This is a genomic window from Variovorax sp. 01T432 (assembly GCF_056398605.1).
This window is the reverse complement of sequence record NZ_JBFTPS010000025.1, coordinates 34,555-51,285: the sequence shown is the minus strand read 5'-3', so window position 1 is coordinate 51,285 and position 16,731 is coordinate 34,555. Positions and strand designations below refer to the sequence as shown.

15 protein-coding genes are annotated in these 16,731 nt (G+C 66.6%); 9 read left to right on the top strand and 6 right to left on the bottom strand.

From position 1 onward, the window contains the following. Nucleotides 1–25: 25 nt before the first annotated feature. The 4 genes from rsmG to AC1DNF_RS19385 all read right to left on the bottom strand — a co-directional run bounded on the left by rsmG (nucleotide 26) and on the right by AC1DNF_RS19385 (nucleotide 3,923). A complete protein-coding gene (rsmG, locus tag AC1DNF_RS19400; RefSeq protein ID WP_478150236.1) occupies nucleotides 26–664 on the bottom strand; it encodes a 16S rRNA (guanine(527)-N(7))-methyltransferase RsmG in 639 nt (212 codons plus the stop codon). Next, nucleotides 661–2,616: a tRNA uridine-5-carboxymethylaminomethyl(34) synthesis enzyme MnmG gene (gene mnmG / locus AC1DNF_RS19395; RefSeq protein WP_478150235.1), complete on the bottom strand. Its 1,956-nt coding sequence runs from the start codon at nucleotides 2,614–2,616 to the stop codon at nucleotides 661–663. Before mnmG ends, rsmG begins: the two co-directional genes overlap by 4 nt. Nucleotides 2,617–2,744: 128 nt before the next feature. Continuing rightward, nucleotides 2,745–3,662: a transglutaminase-like domain-containing protein gene (locus tag AC1DNF_RS19390; protein WP_478150293.1), complete on the bottom strand. Its 918-nt coding sequence runs from the start codon at nucleotides 3,660–3,662 to the stop codon at nucleotides 2,745–2,747. A gap of 75 nt (nucleotides 3,663–3,737) precedes the next feature. Then, complete coding sequence (locus AC1DNF_RS19385; RefSeq protein WP_478150234.1) at nucleotides 3,738–3,923, bottom strand: DUF1328 family protein; 186 nt, start codon at nucleotides 3,921–3,923, stop codon at nucleotides 3,738–3,740. 181 nt (nucleotides 3,924–4,104) lie between these two features. Here AC1DNF_RS19385 and gstA point away from each other — a divergent pair, with 181 nt between their 5' ends. Then, nucleotides 4,105–4,713, top strand: a complete 609-nt coding sequence (gstA, locus tag AC1DNF_RS19380) for a glutathione transferase GstA (protein ID WP_478150233.1) — start codon at nucleotides 4,105–4,107, stop codon at nucleotides 4,711–4,713. Between the two features lie 16 nt (nucleotides 4,714–4,729). Here the strand turns inward: gstA and AC1DNF_RS19375 are convergent, their stop codons facing one another. Then, nucleotides 4,730–5,947: a YbfB/YjiJ family MFS transporter gene (locus AC1DNF_RS19375; protein WP_478150232.1), complete on the bottom strand. Its 1,218-nt coding sequence runs from the start codon at nucleotides 5,945–5,947 to the stop codon at nucleotides 4,730–4,732. 136 nt (nucleotides 5,948–6,083) lie between these two features. Between AC1DNF_RS19375 and AC1DNF_RS19370 the strand changes: the two genes are divergently transcribed. The 5 genes from AC1DNF_RS19370 to creC all read left to right on the top strand — a co-directional run bounded on the left by AC1DNF_RS19370 (nucleotide 6,084) and on the right by creC (nucleotide 10,582). Continuing rightward, on the top strand, nucleotides 6,084–7,187 hold the full coding sequence (locus tag AC1DNF_RS19370; RefSeq protein WP_478150231.1) for an alkene reductase: 1,104 nt from the start codon (nucleotides 6,084–6,086) through the stop codon (nucleotides 7,185–7,187). Between the two features lie 59 nt (nucleotides 7,188–7,246). Next, the gene (locus AC1DNF_RS19365) at nucleotides 7,247–7,441 is read left to right on the top strand and encodes a heavy-metal-associated domain-containing protein (RefSeq protein WP_478150230.1); all 195 of its coding nucleotides are present in this window, start codon (nucleotides 7,247–7,249) and stop codon (nucleotides 7,439–7,441) included. 108 nt (nucleotides 7,442–7,549) lie between these two features. After that, nucleotides 7,550–8,314, top strand: a complete 765-nt coding sequence (locus AC1DNF_RS19360) for a methyltransferase, TIGR04325 family (protein WP_478150229.1) — start codon at nucleotides 7,550–7,552, stop codon at nucleotides 8,312–8,314. A gap of 85 nt (nucleotides 8,315–8,399) precedes the next feature. Further along, nucleotides 8,400–9,140, top strand: a complete 741-nt coding sequence (gene creB / locus AC1DNF_RS19355) for a two-component system response regulator CreB (protein ID WP_478150228.1) — start codon at nucleotides 8,400–8,402, stop codon at nucleotides 9,138–9,140. Further along, nucleotides 9,137–10,582, top strand: a complete 1,446-nt coding sequence (gene creC, locus AC1DNF_RS19350; protein WP_478150227.1) for a two-component system sensor histidine kinase CreC — start codon at nucleotides 9,137–9,139, stop codon at nucleotides 10,580–10,582. The genes creB and creC overlap by 4 nt, the downstream gene beginning before the upstream one ends. 22 nt (nucleotides 10,583–10,604) lie before the next feature. Here creC and AC1DNF_RS19345 read toward each other — a convergent pair whose 3' ends face one another. Beyond that, on the bottom strand, nucleotides 10,605–12,947 hold the full coding sequence (locus tag AC1DNF_RS19345) for a penicillin-binding protein 1A (RefSeq protein WP_478150226.1): 2,343 nt from the start codon (nucleotides 12,945–12,947) through the stop codon (nucleotides 10,605–10,607). A gap of 181 nt (nucleotides 12,948–13,128) precedes the next feature. On the opposite strand from AC1DNF_RS19345, the gene AC1DNF_RS19340 reads away from it, so the two are divergent. Genes AC1DNF_RS19340 through AC1DNF_RS19330 form a run of 3 tightly spaced genes read left to right on the top strand, consistent with a single transcriptional unit; the run spans nucleotide 13,129 to nucleotide 16,722 of the window. Then, a complete protein-coding gene (locus AC1DNF_RS19340; RefSeq protein WP_478150225.1) occupies nucleotides 13,129–15,222 on the top strand; it encodes a VIT and vWA domain-containing protein in 2,094 nt (697 codons plus the stop codon). A gap of 14 nt (nucleotides 15,223–15,236) precedes the next feature. Then, nucleotides 15,237–16,169, top strand: a complete 933-nt coding sequence (xrtQ, locus tag AC1DNF_RS19335; RefSeq protein ID WP_478150224.1) for an exosortase Q — start codon at nucleotides 15,237–15,239, stop codon at nucleotides 16,167–16,169. Further along, nucleotides 16,150–16,722: a hypothetical protein gene (locus tag AC1DNF_RS19330; protein WP_478150223.1), complete on the top strand. Its 573-nt coding sequence runs from the start codon at nucleotides 16,150–16,152 to the stop codon at nucleotides 16,720–16,722. The genes xrtQ and AC1DNF_RS19330 overlap by 20 nt, the downstream gene beginning before the upstream one ends. Nucleotides 16,723–16,731: the final 9 nt, after the last annotated feature.

Below are 16,731 nucleotides of genomic sequence, written 5' to 3'. Positions count from 1 at the left end.
GCGAGGTCGGCGCGCGGGAGATCGATCAGACGGCGCGTTTTCGGATCCACACGATGCAACGCTCGGCATCAAGACCTGGAACGATGAGATGTTCCACGTGAAACACATCGACTTCGGCCGGCAGCCGTGCGATTTCATCCGTGGGCACCTTGCCCTTCATCGCGAGCCAGAGGCCTCCCGGCGCAAGCAAATGAGCGGAGCCAGCGACGAAGTCTTGAAGCGAGGCGAAGGCGCGTGAGCTGACAAGCTCGTAACTGCCCTGCAGGGCTTCCACGCGCGCGTGCAGGCCTCGCAGGTTCGGCAGCTTCAATTCGGAGGAGACCTGCTGGACAAAGGCCGCCTTCTTGGCAACGGCGTCCAGACAAGTGACATCGATGTCCCCACGCAGGATGGCGATCACCACGCCCGGCAAGCCTGCGCCAGCGCCCACATCCAGCAGCTTCGCCCTCCCCGGCCACTCCCGGCCCAGCGGCGCCACCACCGAAAGGCTGTCGAGCAAGTGGTGCGTCAGAACCGTCGCAGGGTCGCGCAAGGCCGTCAAGTTGTAGACCTTGTTCCACTTCAGGATGAGCGCGCGGTAGACCAGCAGCTGCGAACTCTGGGCATCCGTCAGTTCGAGGCCAAGCCTCCCGGCCCCCTCGCGGAGCAGCTGATCCGGGCTCATTCGGCCGCTTGCGGTTCGACCAGATGCGCCGATGCTTCGCGTACAAAGGCGCGGTGACCGCCCTTTCGAAGATGGATCGTCAGCAAGGAGATGGCCGCCGGCGTAACGCCGGAGATCCGTGAGGCGATACCCAGAGTCTCCGGCCGATGCTTCGCGAGCTTCTGCCGGACCTCGAAGCTCAGTGCGGGCACCTGGCTGTAGTCGAGATCAACAGGCAGCCGGAGATTCTCGAAGTGCGCGGCACGCTCGACCTCATCCTGCTGACGGTCGATGTAGCCCGAGTACTTGGCCGCAATTTCGATCTGCTCGATTTCCGTTGCACCCAGAGGCTCATCGGCGCTGTACTTGCCGCCGTCCAGCGACATCAGCGACGCGTAGCTGATATTGGGCCGGCGAAGCAGATCTCCCAGGTTGTACTCATGGTCGATCGCCTTGCCCAGGACACGCTCAGACTCCGCGGGCGGAAGGTTCCGGGGATTCACCCAGATGGAACGTAGCCGCTCTGTTTCACGTGAAACAACATCGCGCTTGCGCGAGAACGCATCCCAGCGGGCGTCGTCAACCAAGCCCAACTTCCGCCCTGCTTCCGTGAGCCGCATGTCAGCGTTGTCTTCCCGCAGCTGCAGGCGAAATTCAGCCCTGCTGGTGAACATCCGGTAAGGCTCCGTCACACCCTTGGTGATCAGGTCGTCCACCAGCACACCGAGGTAGGCTTCGTCGCGGCGCGGCAACCATGCCTCTTCTCCGCGGCATTGCAGCGCAGCGTTGATGCCGGCAAACAAGCCCTGGGCTGCCGCCTCTTCGTAGCCGGTGGTGCCGTTGATCTGTCCCGCAAAGAAGAGCCCCTGGATCGCGCGCGTCTCGAAACTACTCTTGAGTTCGCGGGGATCGAAGTAGTCGTACTCGATGGCGTAGCCGGGGCGCAGGATATGCGCGTGCTCCAGGCCCGCCATCGACCGCACCAGCTGATACTGGATGTCGAAAGGCAAGCTGGTGGAAATTCCGTTCGGGTAGTACTCGTTGGTCGTCAGCCCTTCGGGCTCCAGAAAGATCTGGTGGCTTTCCTTGTCGGCAAAGCGATTGATCTTGTCTTCGACGCTCGGGCAGTAGCGCGGGCCGACGCCGTCGATCTTCCCGGTGAACATCGGGCTCCGATCAAAACCCGAGCGGATGATGTCGTGCGTGCGGGCATTGGTGTTCGTGATCCAGCAGGGCAGCTGCTGGGGATGCATGTCCGCCCTGCCCATGAAGCTGAACACCGGCATGGGCCCCGCCCCTCCCGGCATGCCGTCACCGGGCTGCTCAACGCATTTCGAGAAGTCGATGCTGCGACCATCCAGGCGTGGGGGCGTTCCCGTCTTCAGCCGACCCTGCGGCAGCTTCAATTCCTTGAGGCGCGCCGACAGGCTGACGGCGGGCGGATCGCCGGCGCGCCCCGCCTGATAGTTGTCGAGCCCCACATGAATGCGCCCGTCGAGAAAGGTCCCGGCCGTCAACACCACCGTCCGCGCGCGGAACGAGATGCCGACTTGAGTGACGGCGCCCACCACGCGATCGCCTTCGATCATCAGATCGTCGACGGCCTGCTGGAACAACGACAGATTGGGCTGGTTCTCCAGCCGCCGACGGATCGCCGCCTTGTAGAGCACTCGGTCCGCCTGCGCCCGGGTCGCGCGCACGGCCGGACCCTTGCTCGAATTGAGGATGCGAAACTGGATGCCGGCTTCATCGGTGGCGATCGCCATCGCGCCACCGAGCGCATCGACTTCCTTCACCAGATGACCCTTGCCGATGCCGCCAATCGACGGGTTACAACTCATCTGCCCCAAGGTCTCGATGTTGTGTGTAAGCAGCAGCGTGCGAGCGCCCATTCGGGCCGAGGCCAGCGCGGCTTCGGTGCCGGCATGGCCGCCGCCGACGACGATCACATCGAATTCTTCGGGGTAAAGCATGGGATTGGCGCACGTACCCGCGCGCTCTCGAAAAGGGGCGCCGATTTTAATCGCCCGAGTGCTGCCGTGCACCCCTTGTGGGCATTGCAGGCATTGGCTCGATTGCTATCCTTTTGATAGCAACATCCTCAGCTGGCGATCGACACACCCTGGTTCGAAGCCTGGGGGCTTTCGCTCCGGGGGAAGACGGGCACGGGCTTCTCGATGCCGACCAGCTGGCCGGTCGGTTCGGGCTCCCTGGGAGACAGAATGCTTTCGTCCTGTCGTTCGCGCACCATCAACTCCTTGCCCGTCATGGCGACGGGTCCGAAGATGGTGCAGAACGCAACATCCTTCGCATCGCGTCCCGTCCCAACGCGCACCAGCCTGTCGGTCTTTGCCATCCGAGTGGCGTCGAAGAGCACCCACTGCCCACCCAGCCAGGCCTCGAACACAGCGTGAAAGTCCTGCGGCGGCTCGTCGAACCAGACGTATCCCACCACCAGCCGCGCCGGGATATTCAGCGCCCGGCAAAGGGTGATGCCCAGGTGCGCGAAATCGCGGCAGACCCCCGCGCGCTCGACAAACACCTCGCGGGCGGTGGTCGTCGAATTGCTGCTGCCGGGTTCATAGCTGATGCTTTCATAGATCCAGTCGGCGATAGCCTGCACCCGGCCGACGCCGGGCGGCAAATCACCGAAGAGCTGCCGCGCGCACCGCGACATCAAATCCGATTCGCAGTAGCGAGTCGGCATCAGGCAATGAAGCACTTCGTTCGGTACCTCGGTCACGGGCACTTCCGCGAGCTGGGGCGGGACCACGACATGCGAGCGGCGCACGCTCGCCTTGTAGCGGATCCTCAACGGGCCGGGCTGCGCGTCGAAGCGGATGAAACGATTGCCGCTGCCCTCGTCGCAAAACGCCTGGATCCGCACGGCTGGCTCGACGACCAGATCTTCGCTGATCAAGGCCTGCGCCGCGCTGCGTGCCGCTTCGATGTTGAGCAACAGATGCGCGGGCGCGGCCACCTCATAGTCGAGCACGGTTTCAATGTGTGAAAGATGCATGTGCTTCCCTGGGCATGGATGGCTCGCGGTCAACGAAGCTGAAGCAGGCGACCAGGGACTGCCCGGGCCCGGCCATCAGTCCAGCGCCTTCTTGACCGCACCCACGCCCAGGGCAGCCAGTACGAGGAACACGATCGCAAGAATCAGGAACAAGCCGAACAAGATCTTGGCGATCCCGGCCGCGCCCGCCGCCACGCCGCCAAAGCCGAGCGCACCGGCAACAAGGGAAACGAGTGCAAAGATGATCGCGTACTTCAACATGGATGAACTCCTTGCCCGCGGCCACCCGCGGCTGCACAGGAGCCTAAGAAGACACGGCCGCGGCCCCGATAGTCACGCTGCCCAAGGCACCGTAGGACGAGAACGCAGGGGGAAAACCGCTAGCATCGGCTTCGCTTTCCAAGAACAAGTCCACCTCGATCCATCCAAAGGAGTATCTCGAATGAAGTTGTACTACTCGCCGGGCGCCTGCTCGCTGTCACCCCACATTGCGCTGCGCGAAGCCGGTCTGGCCTTCGAAGCCGTGCTCGCCAGCACCAAGAGCCACAAGCTGCAGGACGGCACGGACTACTACAGCATCAACCCGCTAGGCTACGTGCCCATGCTCGAACTCGACGACGGCACCCGCCTGCGCGAGGGCCCGGCCATCGTCCAGTACATCGCCGATCTGGCCCCGACGAAGAATCTCGCTCCCGCCAACGGCACCCTTGCGCGCTACCGGCTGCAGGAGTGGCTGACCTTCATCGGCACCGAGATTCACAAGACCTACTCGCCCTTGTTCAACCCGAACATGCCGGAAGAGGCCAAGAACATCTCCAAGGAGAAACTCAAGAGCCGCTACCAGTGGATCAATTCCGCGCTCGAGGGCAAGGACTACCTGATGGGCGATCACTTCACCGTGGCCGACGGCTATCTCTTCACCGTCACCAACTGGGCCAAGCCCTCGAACATCGATCTCTCGCCCTATCCGAACGTGCAGGCGTGGCATGCGCGCGTCGGCGCCCGCCCGGCCGTCCAGGAAGCCCTGAAGGCCGAGGCACCAGCCAAGTAGCCCGGCAGCAGCGGGCTCATCGTCGCAGCAACGGCTTCTGCCTGGAGGCCAGCAGTGCAGCGGCCCACAGCGTGATCGCCGAAGCCACCAGCCCGCGCCCGAGGCCCCCGGCGCCATCGGAAATCCAGCCGGTGACGGTCGGCCCGACAATCTGGCCGAAGGCAAAGACGATCGTGAAGGCGCTGATGCCGGTCGCCCATTGCGCGGGTGGCAGGTTGTGCCTCACCAGCGCGGTGGTCGATGCGACCACCGACAGGAACACGGCGCCGAACAGCACACCGGAGCCCATGGTGACCAGCCACGCGGGACTCAGCACCGGCAGCAGCGTGGCGGCCCCCAGCAGGCCGTTGAGCAGCGCCTGCGGCCCGCCCCCCAGGAAACGATCCAGAAGCCCTGCCCAGAGGCGTGAAGAGGCTACGCAAGCCATGCCGAGCAGCGCGTAGAACATCGTGACCTCAGCCGGGCTTGCACCCTGCTCGCGCAAGAGGGCGATCACGAAAGTCATGTAGCCGATATAGCCGGCGCCGAACAAGCCGTACCCGGCCAGCGCCCAGCCGAAACGAAGCACGCGCACCGGTGCCACGGTCTCCCCGCGAAGCGCCGCAGCGGGCGAAGCATGGGGCTCCACGTGCATCGCGCGCGCCGCGAGACCCAGCACCGCCGTCGCCATGAAGCTCGACAGCGCCAGCGCCCACCATGCCCAGGCCCAGCCATGCGGCTCGCCCGCGGCGGCCTGCAGCACGGCCGGCACCAAGAGCGCCGACAGCGTGATGCCGAAGCCCGTTCCTCCGTAGTAGAGGCCCAACAGGAACCCGGCGCGCGAGGGTTGCAACGCACCCAGCCGCGCCGCGAGCAGACCGCCCGCGACGAACACCCATGCACTCGCCAGCCCCGCCAGCAAGCGCTGCAGCAGCAGGGCCGGCGCCGAAGTGAAGAAGCCGCTCGCCCCCATGAAGAGGCTCGCACACACGGCCCCTCCGACCAACAGGCGAAGCGGCCCGAGTCGCCGTATGAGAGCGGGCGTCATGAGCGCGCCCAGTAGATAGCCTGCTGCATTCGCCGTGTTCATGCCGCCAGCCAGCGTGTAGCTCCAGCCCAGGTCCTCGCGCATCGGCGGCAACAGCAAGCCGTAGGAAAAGCGTGTGATCCCCAGCGACACGGCCGCGCCCAGGGACAGCGCGAGCGCAAGACGCAGGACCTGCGCGGGGGTGGGCGTGGCGACGGGGGATGTCATGAGGCGCGGCCATTCTGCGGCATTCGCCTACCAGCGAGGCGACAACCCCGCGACAGCGCGGCAACCGGGGGTGGTTTACCGTCGACACTCCCGCGTTTCATCACGTTCCACGTTCCACCTCAGGCAGTACGCACCGATGACATCTCTCTTCGACCCCATCAAAGTCGGCGACCTCCAACTCGCCAACCGCATCGTCATGGCGCCGCTCACGCGCAACCGCTCGCCCAATGCAGTGCCGCGTGACATCACCGCCACTTACTACGCGCAACGCGCCAGCGCGGGCCTGCTCATCACCGAAGCAACCGCCATCAGCCAGCAGGGCCAGGGCTACGCCGACGTGCCGGGTCTCTATGGCACGGAGCAGCTCGACGCGTGGAAGCACGTGACCGACGCGGTGCATGCCAAGGGCGGCAAGATCGTGGTCCAGCTCTGGCACGTGGGCCGCATCTCGCACACCGAGCTGCAGCCCGATGGCGGCAAGCCTGTCGCGCCCTCGGCGATCACGGCACGCAGCAAGACCGTCCTCATCAAGGATGGCGTTGCCAGCTTCGTCGAAACCTCCGAGCCTCGCGCGCTGGAAGCCAGCGAACTGCCCGGCATCGTCCACGCCTACGCCGTGGCCGCGCGCAGCGCGGTCGAGACCGCGGGCTTCGACGGCGTCGAGGTGCACGGCGCCAACGGCTACCTGCTGGACCAGTTCCTGAAGAACGGCAGCAACAAGCGCACCGACGACTACGGCGGCAGCATCGAGAACCGCGCCCGTCTCCTGCTCGAAGTCACGCGCGCCGTGGTCGACGCGGTCGGCGGCGGCAAGACCGGCATCCGCCTGTCGCCCGTGACACCCGCCAACGACGTGTACGACGACCGTCCGCAGCCGCTGTTCGACTACGTCGTGAAGCACCTCGCGACGCTCAACCTCGCCTACATCCACATCATCGAAGGCGCCACCGGCGGCCCGCGCGAAATCGAAGACCGCCCCTTCGACTATGAAGCCCTCAAGTCCGCCTACCGCAAGGCCGGCGGCAAGGGCGCCTGGATGGTGAACAACGGCTACGACAAGCCCCTGGCCGAAGAAGCGCTGAAGGAAGGGGACGACCTGGTGGCGTTCGGCAAGCCCTTCATCGCCAACCCCGACCTCGTCCGGCGCCTGCGCGAGAACGCGCCTCTGAATGCGCTCGACAAGGCAACCATGTACGGCGGCAGCGAAAAGGGCTATATCGACTACCCGGCGCTTGCTTGACCTTGCCCCCGTTGGAAGGTCGACACTCCGCCATCCACCCTGATTGAAGGAGCTATGCGATGAGTCAGAAATTCCAGGTTTCGGGCATGAGTTGCGGCCACTGCGTCAGCGCGGTGCAGAACGCCGTGCAGACGATCGACCCCGAAGCACAGGTCACCGTCGACCTCGAGACGGGTCACGTCGACGTCCTGAGCCAGCAGCCGCGCCAGGACATCCTCGCGGCCATCGAAAACGCGGGCTACAAGGTGACGTAAAACCCCGGAGGGGGCGTCGCCAGGCCGCCACAGGCACCGTGAGAAGTTGAATACTTTGTGTTTCAAACGCAAAATGCGCGTTGCATTTGCACACGACAGAAAGTCCTCATGCTCGCGCGTTTGCTGCCCTCCCTGGTTCGCGGATTCGCCTATCGCCGGCGGTTCATGGAGAACCGCAGCGAGAACCTCTTCATGGGTTCTTTCAAGAGCTTCGCAGACGCCCAAGCGGGTGTGCCGGCCCTGCGGGTCCGGCACGATGCCGACAGGCCGCAGATGCCGTATTTCCCGCAGGTCTACTTCAACGACTATCCGAGTGTGTTCTGGCTCGGGCGGTCATTCAGCGAAGGCATGCGCAGCGTCTTCGGCGTGGGCGACCATGTGGGCATCAAGTACTACGCGTTCCGCCGCATGCTGAGATATCCATCCGACCTGCGCTGGACGATCTGCGACAAGCCGGAAGCGATCAGGTTCGGCCAGGAACTCGCCATCCAGCGCGACGTTGCCCACCAATTGGACTTCACCACCGATCTCCAATGCGCGAGCGGCTACGACGTCCTGTACGCATCGGGCAGCCTTGGCTATCTGCCCACGCGCCTCTCGGAAATCATCGCCAGACTGCAGATCAAGCCCAAGCGCATCGTCCTGAACGCCACCGCGGTGCACCCGGACCACACTCTGTACACGCTCAACAGCACCGGTTTCATGGTCTCGCCCTGCCGGATTCAACACCACGACGAGCTGCTCGGTGAACTGGCCGAAGCAGGCTACCAGCGTCGCGACGGTTGGCGCAACGAGGGCAAGCCGATCGTCGTCCCCTTCGTGAAGGGCGGACGCAAGCCCTATTACGCCGGTTGCTGCTTCGACCTCTTCTAGCGCCTTGTCTCTGGAGGGCGCCCGGCCCGGCATCGGCGCGCCGGACTGGACATGCCGGCAGCGGCGGCCCGCTACCATCCGCCCCATGCCTTTCAACCCCCGCATCCTCATCGCCGAAGACGAGTCGGGCATCGCCGACACCCTGCAGTACGTCCTGAAGACCGACGGCTTCGTCCCCGTCTGGTGCGCGACCGCCGAGGACGCCATCGCGCAGTTCTGCGCCGAGCCGCCGGCGCTTGCCATCCTCGACGTCGGGCTGCCGGACATGAACGGCTTCGAACTCTTCAAGCGATTGCAGGCGCTGCCGGGCGGCGCGCAGGTGCCGATGCTGTTCCTCACCGCGCGCAGCGACGAGATCGACCGGGTCGTGGGCCTCGAGCTGGGCGCCGACGACTACATCGCCAAGCCCTTCTCGCCGCGTGAGCTGGTGGCGCGGGTCCGCACCATCCTGCGACGCAGCGTGCGCGGCGGGAACGGCAATGGCATCGCCCCGGCGACCATCCAGGCAACCGCAGCGCCCGTGACGCCCTTCGCGGTCGATGTCGAACGCATGCAGATCCGCTACTACGGGCGCGTGCTCGAACTCTCGCGCTACGAACACGGATTGCTGCGCCTGCTGGTGCAGCGCCCCGGCCGGGTCTTCACGCGCGATGAACTCCTGCGGCTCGTATGGGACGACGCCAGCGACAGCTTCGACCGCACCGTCGACGCGCACATCAAGACCCTGCGCGCCAAGCTGCGCGCCGTGGCACCACAGGTCGAGGCCATCCGCACCCTGCGCGGCACGGGCTACGCGCTCAACGAAGACCTCCCCCTGAGCGTGTGACGCGCCGAACCCGCATCTTCATCGCCATCCTGCTGATCTACTCGGCAGGCATCGCCTTTCTGCTCTACCGCGTCGTCGCCGACATCGACCCGCGCTACCGCGAGTCCGCCGAGGAGTCTCTCGTCGAGACCTCGCAGTTCATGGCCAGCCTGATCGAACAGGACGTGATCGCGGGCGCCATCAACACCACGCGGCTGGAGCCCCTGTTCCGCTCCGTCTATGCGCGCGAGTTCTCGGCCCAGATCTACAACCTCCACAAGAGCCGCGTCGAAATGCGCGTCTACGTCACCGATCGCAGCGGCCGGGTGCTCTTCGATTCACTCGGGCGCCATACCGGCGCCGACTACTCGCAGTGGAGCGACGTCAGCCGCTCGCTCGCCGGCATGTACGGGGCGCGCACCACGCGCGACATCGAGCACGACCCGCTCACCTCGGTGATGTACGTCGGCGCGCCGGTGCGCTGGAACAACGAGATCGTCGGCATGGTCAGCGTCGGCAAGCCGGTGCAGAGCTTCGGCCAGTTCGTCGAGGACGCGCGCGCCCGCACGCTCTGGGTCGGCGTCGGCTCGGGCTTCGCGCTGCTGGTGCTGGCCATCATCGTGTCGGTTTGGCTGGTGCGGCCCTTCGGCCTGATCTCGGACTATCTCGCCTGGATGCGCAACCAGTCGCGCCAGGGCAGCCTGAGCCTGCCGCGCATGGCGCGCCGCGCGGTCGACACGCTGCGTGGAAGCTTTGGCGAGCTGCGCGACGCGCTCACCGGTCGCAACTACGTGGCCGACTACGTGCAGACCTTCACACACGAAGTCAAGAGCCCGCTCTCCGCGATCCGTGGCGCGGCCGAGCTGATGCAGGAGCCCTCGATGCCGCAGGCCGAGCGCGAACGCTTCCTCGCCAACATCACGCACGAGACGCAGCGCATCCAGGAGATCGTCGACCGAATGATGGAACTCACCGCCCTCGAGACGCGGCATGCGCTGGAGCGCACCCAGCGCGTGGCGCTGGTGCCGCTGCTGCACGACGTGGCGACCAGCGCGCAAGCCTCGGCCGCGGCGCGCGATGTGCAAGTGCGCGTGGTCGCCGAGACCGGCGCCACCGTCGAAGGCGATCCCTTCCTCCTGCGGCGCGCCATCAGCAATCTGCTGGACAACGCCATCGACTTCTCGCCTACGGGCAGGGAGGTGGTGCTCGCCCTGAACACCACCTCGCGCCTCGCAAGGATCACGGTCCGCGACCACGGCAAGGGCATCCCCGATTACGCCAAGGAGAAGGTCTTCGAGAAGTTCTATTCGCTCGCACGCCCGCACAGCCAGAAGAAGAGCACGGGCCTTGGCCTGGCCTTCGTGAAGGAGATCGCGGCGCTGCACCGCGGCCGCATCGAACTCGGCAATGCGCCGCGCGGCGGTGCGCTCGCGACGCTCACGCTTCCTCTCACCGGCGCTTGATGCCCCAGCGCCGCAGGCGCGGCTACCGGAACAGATCGAGGATGCGGTTGCGCTCCTCGGGCGGCGCCACCGGACTCACCGGCGCGCCGGCGAGGTCCTCCGCCGCCTGCGTCGGCGCCATGTCGAGGCCCAGGCTCGCGACGCTGCGGCCCGGTGCGTAGTCGTCGTAGTACCACTCGCCGTCCACCTGGACCACACCGGGCGGCGCCTGCAGCTCGGTCACCGGGACGCCCTTGATGGCCGTCTCCATGTAGCCGATCCACATCGGCAGGCTCAGGCTGGCGCCGGTATCGCGGTCTCCCAGCTTGCGCGGCGTGTCGTAGCCCATCCACGCGACCGCCACCATCGTGGGCTGGAAGCCGGCGAACCAGGTGTCGACCGAGTCGTTGGTCGTGCCCGTCTTGCCATAGAGATCGTCCCGCTTGAGCGCCTGGTATGCCCTGCTGCCCGAGCCGCCCTTGACCACGCTCTGCAGCAGGCTGGCCATGATGAAGGCGTTGCGCTGCGGAATCGCGCGCACCGTCTCGTCCAGCACCGGCGGCCGGGTCTCGACCAGCACCTTGTCCTTCCAGTCGGTGACGCGCATCACAAGAGAGGGCTGGACGCGGTAGCCGCCATTGGCAAACACCGCATAGGCCGAGGCCATCTGCATCGGCGTGACCGATCCGGCACCCAGCGCCATCGGCAGGTAGGGCGGGTGCTTGTCGGGCGCGAAGCCGAATCTGCCGATCCAGTCCTGCGCGTAGTGCGTGCCGATCGACTGCAGCACACGGATCGTCACCATGTTCTTCGACTTCTGCAGCGCGCGGCGCAGCGACATCGGGCCTTCGAAGCTGCCCTCGTAGTTCTTCGGCTCCCAGGGCTGCCCGCCGGTCGCGGCGGCGTCGAAGAAGAGCGGCGCATCGTTGACCACGGTGGCCGGCGCGAAGCCCTTCTCGAGCGCGGCCGAGTAGATGAAGGGCTTGAAGCTGGAGCCCGGCTGGCGCCAGGCCTGCGTCACATGGTTGAACTTGTTCTTGCCGAAGTCGAAGCCACCCACCAAGGCCTTGATCGCGCCGTCACGCGGATCGAGTGCGACAAAGGCGCCTTCGACCTCGGGCAGCTGGGTGATCTCCCAGCCGCCCTTCGACATCGCAGCGACGCGGATCACCGCGCCGCGGCGAATCCGGACATGGGCCGGTGCGCGGTCGGCGAGGCCGGAACGCGCGAGCTGGAGGCCTTCGCCGGCGATCCGCAGCACCTCGCCATTGCCGCGCACCGCCTGGACCTCCTTCGGCCCGGCCTCGAGCACGACAGCCGACATCAGGTCGCCGTTGTCCGGGTCGTCGGCCAGTGCCTCGTCGACCGCATCGTCGATTCCCTTGGCATCGGAGGGCAGGTCGACGAAGGCCTCGGGCCCACGATAGACCTGGCGCCGCTCGTAGTCCAGGATGCTCCTGCGCAAGGCCTTGTACGCCGCGGCCTGGTCCACCGCGACCAGGGAGGTGTAGACCTTGAGGCCGCGCGTGTAGGTGCTCTCGCCGTACTGCGCATACATCAGCTGGCGCACCGTCTCGGCGGCGTACTCGGCATGCAGGCGCTTCGGGTCGGCGGGATCGCGCAGGCGAAGCGTCTCCGCCTTCGCGACTGCCGCCTGTTCGGCCGTGATGAAGCCCGCCTCCTGCATGCGCTCGATCACGAGGCGCTGGCGGCTGCGCGCGCGCGTCGGGTTGTTGATGGGATTGTTGGTGCCCGGAGCCTTCGGCAGACCCGCCAGCATCGCGGCCTCGGCGATCGTGACCTCCTGCAAGGGTTTGCCGAAATAGGTCTGCGATGCGGCGGCGAATCCGTAGGCGCGATTGCCGAGGAAGATCTGGTTCAGGTAGATCTCGAAAATCTGGTCCTTCGTGAGCTGGTGCTCGAGCTTGAAGGCCAGCAGCACTTCGTAGAACTTGCGGGTCAAGGTCCGCTCCGAGCTGAGGTACACGTTGCGCGCCACCTGCATGGTGATCGTGGAGGCGCCCTGCTTCCTGCCGCCCCTCATGTTGACGACCAGGATGCGCAGCAAGCCCCTGTAGTCGACACCGCCATGCTCATAGAAACGCGCATCCTCGACTGCGAGCACCGCGTCCTTCATGACCTTGGGGATGGTGTCGATCGGCATGAGCTTGCGGCGCTCTTCGCCGAACTCGCCTATCAACGCGCCGTCCGCCGAAAAGACCTGCAACGGCAGCTTGGGCCGGTAGTCGGAGAGCTCCGAGCTGTCCGGCAGCTTCGGATAGACCACCGCCACCGCAACGGCCGCGACGAGCACCAACATGCCAGCGGCGGCGGCGCCCGCCAGGAGCAGCCGCTTGAACCGGATCAACCAGGGAGACTTGGACATCGCGGACCTTTCAATCATCGCGGTGATGATCGCCGCGCCATCGGAAGCCAGTGTGAAGTCCCGCGGCCACCGCACTTCACACAGGCTTCACACACGGCCTCATCGCCTTCCTATTGGCTTCTCGCCCGGCGCGGACAGTGGCTCCGTGCAAGTTCGCACGGCACCCCGAGTGACCATCGCCATGGAAGCCACCCATACCCTCCCTCCCCCCGACGGCCGCTGGCTCTGGTTCGCAACCGTGAGCCTCGCCGCGAGTTGCTTCGCGCTGCTCATCGCGCGTCCCGTGCATGCACAGGAGTCTGCCGGCCCGCGCCTGAAGACCGAGAGCCCGTACTTCTTCGTCAAGAGCGACGACCCGGGCATCGACCGGCTCCCGCTCAAGGGCACCGAGGTCGATGTGAAGATCGCCGGTGTGATCGCCGACGTGCGCGTGACGCAGACCTACCGCAACGAAGGCCAGCGCGCGATCGAGGCGAAGTACGTGTTCCCGGGCTCGACGCGCGCGGCGGTCGGCGGCCTCAGCGTGCGGCTCGCCGACCGTCTCATCACCGCGCAGATCCGCGAGAGGCAACAGGCGCGCATCGAATACGACAGCGCGAAGCGGGAAGGCAAGACAGCGGCGCTCCTGGAGCAGCAACTGCCCAACGTGTTCCAGATGAATGTCGCGAACATCCTGCCGGGGGACGAGGTGAAGGTGGAACTGCGCTACACCGAACTGCTGATACCGGAAGGCGGCAACTACCAGTTCGTCTTCCCGACGGTGGTCGGCCCGCGCTACAACAGTCCGCAATCGCGGAATGCGGATGCCAAGTGGGTGGCGCAACCGAGCTTGCAAGCCGGCGTCGCCACGACCACCGCCTTCAGGCTCAAGGTCGCCCTCGACATGCCGATGGGCATCAAGGAAGTGCGCAGCGCCACCCATGAGATCGACGTCAGCCAGCGCGACGGCGACGGGCACGCGGACATCACACTCGCCGCCGGCAGCGAGCCCGCCAACGATCGCGATTTCGTGCTCGACTACCGCCTCGCCGGCGAGAAGATCGAATCGGGCCTAATGCTCTACAAGGGCCCGGGCGGAAGCGAGGGCAACAGCGCCGAGAACTTCTTCCTCGCGATGATCGAGCCACCCAAGTCGGTGGCCGCCAGCGCCATTTCGCCGCGCGACTACATCTTCGTCGTCGACATCTCCGGTTCGATGCACGGCTTTCCCCTGGACACCGCCAAGGTGATGCTCGAACGGCTGATCGGCGGCCTGCGGCCCAGCGACACCTTCAACGTGCTGCTGTTCTCGGGCAGCAACAGGATGCTCTCGCCGCGATCGGTGCCGGCCACTCGCGCGAACATCGAGCAGGCGCTCGCCACGATCAAGAACTACAGCGGCAGCGGCAGCGGCAGCACCGAGCTGATCCCGGCGTTGAAGCGCGCCTATGCCGAACCCAAGGGGGAGAACGTCTCGCGCACGGTGGTGATCGTGACCGACGGCTTCGTCACCGTCGAGAGCGAGGCCTTCGAACTGGTGCGCAAGAACCTCTCGAAAGCCAACGTGTTCGCCTTCGGCATCGGCTCCTCGGTCAATCGCCACCTGATGGAAGGCCTGGCACGCGCCGGCATGGGCGAGCCCTTCATCGTCACCGACCCGATCCAGGCACCCGGGCAGGCCGCGCGCTTTCGGCGCATGGTCGAGTCGCCGGTGCTCACCAACGTGCGCGCCCGTTTCGAAGGACTCGACGTCTACGACGTGGAGCCGGCGGTGCTGCCCGACGTGCTCGGCGAGCGCCCGGTGATCGTGTTCGGCAAGTGGCGCGGCGAAGCGAAGGGCCGGGTCGTGATCGAGGGCCAGGGCGCCGACGGGCCCTATCGGCGCGCACTGGCCATCGATGAGCACACGCGCCAGGATGCTGCCGCATTGCGCAGTCTGTGGGCCCGCCACCGCATCGAGAGCCTGAGCGACCAGGAAGCGCTGGAGGGCGGGGACGCATTCAGGCAGCGCATCACCGACCTGGGGCTTCGCTACGGCCTGCTCACGCAATACACCAGCTTCATCGCGGTCGACAAGGTGGTGCGCAACTCCGCGCCGGAGGGCAGCGCCGGCGTCGACCAGCCGCAGCCGCTGCCCAAGGGCGTGAGCGAGCTCGCGCTCGGGCAGAGCCTGGGCGCCGAAGTGCCGAGCACCCCGGAGCCGGAAACCCTGGGTGCCATCGCCGTGGTGCTCTCGGTGCTGGCCATGCTGCGCCGCCGCGCGCGCCGCCACGACGCCCGCCGCTTCACGGCATGAACAAGGAAGGCGCCATGTCTCTCGCTGCACTTGCACAAACGCATCCGCGCGTCATCGATTGGGGCATTCATCTCGACCGCGCGCCCGCGGCCGGCTGGCTGGCCCTGCAGGCCGCCGCGCTCTGGCCCTCCTGGCTCTGGATGGCCGCACGGATGCGCGACGGCTCCGACGACCCACTGGGCCTGCTCGCCCTCGCGGCCCTGGCCGTGCTGATCTGCACGCTGCGGCGCGAGTTGCGCACGGCCCCTGGCCTCGGCTGGCTGGCGCTGGCGGGGCTCGGCACGCTCGTCGCCACCCTGCTGCGCAGCGGCGCGGGCCCGCTGCCCGCGCTGCCGCCTCTCATCGCCAGCCTCGCTGCCGTGCTGGCGCTCGCCTGCGGCCTGCTGGCCTTCATGCCCAAGCGCATGGCCGCGCTCCCGGTCGCTGGCCTCGCGGTGCTCGCGCTCCCGTTGCTCTCGTCGCTCCAGTTCTATGCCGGGTATCCGCTGCGCGTACTCACGGCCGAAGCCGGCCGCTGGCTGCTGGCGCCTGCGTTCGCCGTGGCGCGCGAAGGCAGCAGCCTGCTGGTCGACGGCCGCCTGGTGATCGTGGATGCGCCCTGTTCCGGCGTGCAGATGGTCTGGCTCGGCTACTTCGCCGCCTGCGTGGTGGCCCTGCGGGCCGGGCGCACAAGCCGCGGCTTCCTCGCGAGGCTCCCCGTTGTCGGCTTGCTGGTCCTCGCCGGCAACATCGTGCGCAGCAGCGTGTTGATCGCCTGCGAAGGCGCGGGCCATGCGCTCGCACCCTGGATGCACGATGCGCTCGGCCTGCTGCTGCTCGGCATGGTTTGCGCGGGCATCGCCTGGGTCATGTCCCCTCGGCACGGACCACGGGACTTCGCAGCCGGAGCCCCCATTCCGGGCCTCATCACCGCCACGGGAGGACGCAGTGTCGATACCGCTCATTGAACGCTGGTTCACGAACCGCTTCGTCAACCGCATCGCGCACAAGACGGTCTTCGCGCTCGTCATGCTGCTGTGCCTGCTCTGGTCGGCCGCATCGGCGCTTCATCGGCCTCATGCGAGGGCCGGGAACATCGCCTTCCACGAATGGCCGAGGCAGTGGGATGGCATGCCGCTGCGCCCGCTGGCCCTCGGCGAGGTCGAACAGCGATTCGCAGATCGCTTCCCCGGCGCCATCGCACGCCTGACCGATGGCCGGCAGACGCTGGTGCTGCGGGAGGTCGACTCGCCCACCCGCATGCTGCACCCGGCCGTCGACTGCTACCGCGCGCTGGGCTGGCGCATCGAACAGACGCGGCTGGAACGCGATGCCCAGGAGCGCCTATGGCGCTGTTTCATCGCCGAAGGCCGCCGCTCGCAGAAGTTGCGCGTCTGCGAGCGCATCGTCGACAACGCCGGTGTTGCTTTCACCGACACTTCAGCCTGGTACTGGGCGGCAGCCACCGGTCGGTCGGACGGGCCGTGGCAAGCTGTGACCCTGGCGAGACGGATCGAGTGAGAGAGAGAG

Coding starts and splice junctions, on each gene's coding strand:
- rsmG (WP_478150236.1), bottom strand. CDS start 664: ATGAGCCCGGATCAGCTGCTCCGCGAGGGGGCCGGGAGGCTTGGCCTC.
- mnmG (WP_478150235.1), bottom strand. CDS start 2,616: ATGCTTTACCCCGAAGAATTCGATGTGATCGTCGTCGGCGGCGGCCAT.
- AC1DNF_RS19390 (WP_478150293.1), bottom strand. CDS start 3,662: ATGCATCTTTCACACATTGAAACCGTGCTCGACTATGAGGTGGCCGCG.
- AC1DNF_RS19385 (WP_478150234.1), bottom strand. CDS start 3,923: ATGTTGAAGTACGCGATCATCTTTGCACTCGTTTCCCTTGTTGCCGGT.
- gstA (WP_478150233.1), top strand. CDS start 4,105: ATGAAGTTGTACTACTCGCCGGGCGCCTGCTCGCTGTCACCCCACATT.
- AC1DNF_RS19375 (WP_478150232.1), bottom strand. CDS start 5,947: ATGACATCCCCCGTCGCCACGCCCACCCCCGCGCAGGTCCTGCGTCTT.
- AC1DNF_RS19370 (WP_478150231.1), top strand. CDS start 6,084: ATGACATCTCTCTTCGACCCCATCAAAGTCGGCGACCTCCAACTCGCC.
- AC1DNF_RS19365 (WP_478150230.1), top strand. CDS start 7,247: ATGAGTCAGAAATTCCAGGTTTCGGGCATGAGTTGCGGCCACTGCGTC.
- AC1DNF_RS19360 (WP_478150229.1), top strand. CDS start 7,550: ATGCTCGCGCGTTTGCTGCCCTCCCTGGTTCGCGGATTCGCCTATCGC.
- creB (WP_478150228.1), top strand. CDS start 8,400: ATGCCTTTCAACCCCCGCATCCTCATCGCCGAAGACGAGTCGGGCATC.
- AC1DNF_RS19345 (WP_478150226.1), bottom strand. CDS start 12,947: ATGTCCAAGTCTCCCTGGTTGATCCGGTTCAAGCGGCTGCTCCTGGCG.
- AC1DNF_RS19340 (WP_478150225.1), top strand. CDS start 13,129: ATGGAAGCCACCCATACCCTCCCTCCCCCCGACGGCCGCTGGCTCTGG.
- xrtQ (WP_478150224.1), top strand. CDS start 15,237: ATGTCTCTCGCTGCACTTGCACAAACGCATCCGCGCGTCATCGATTGG.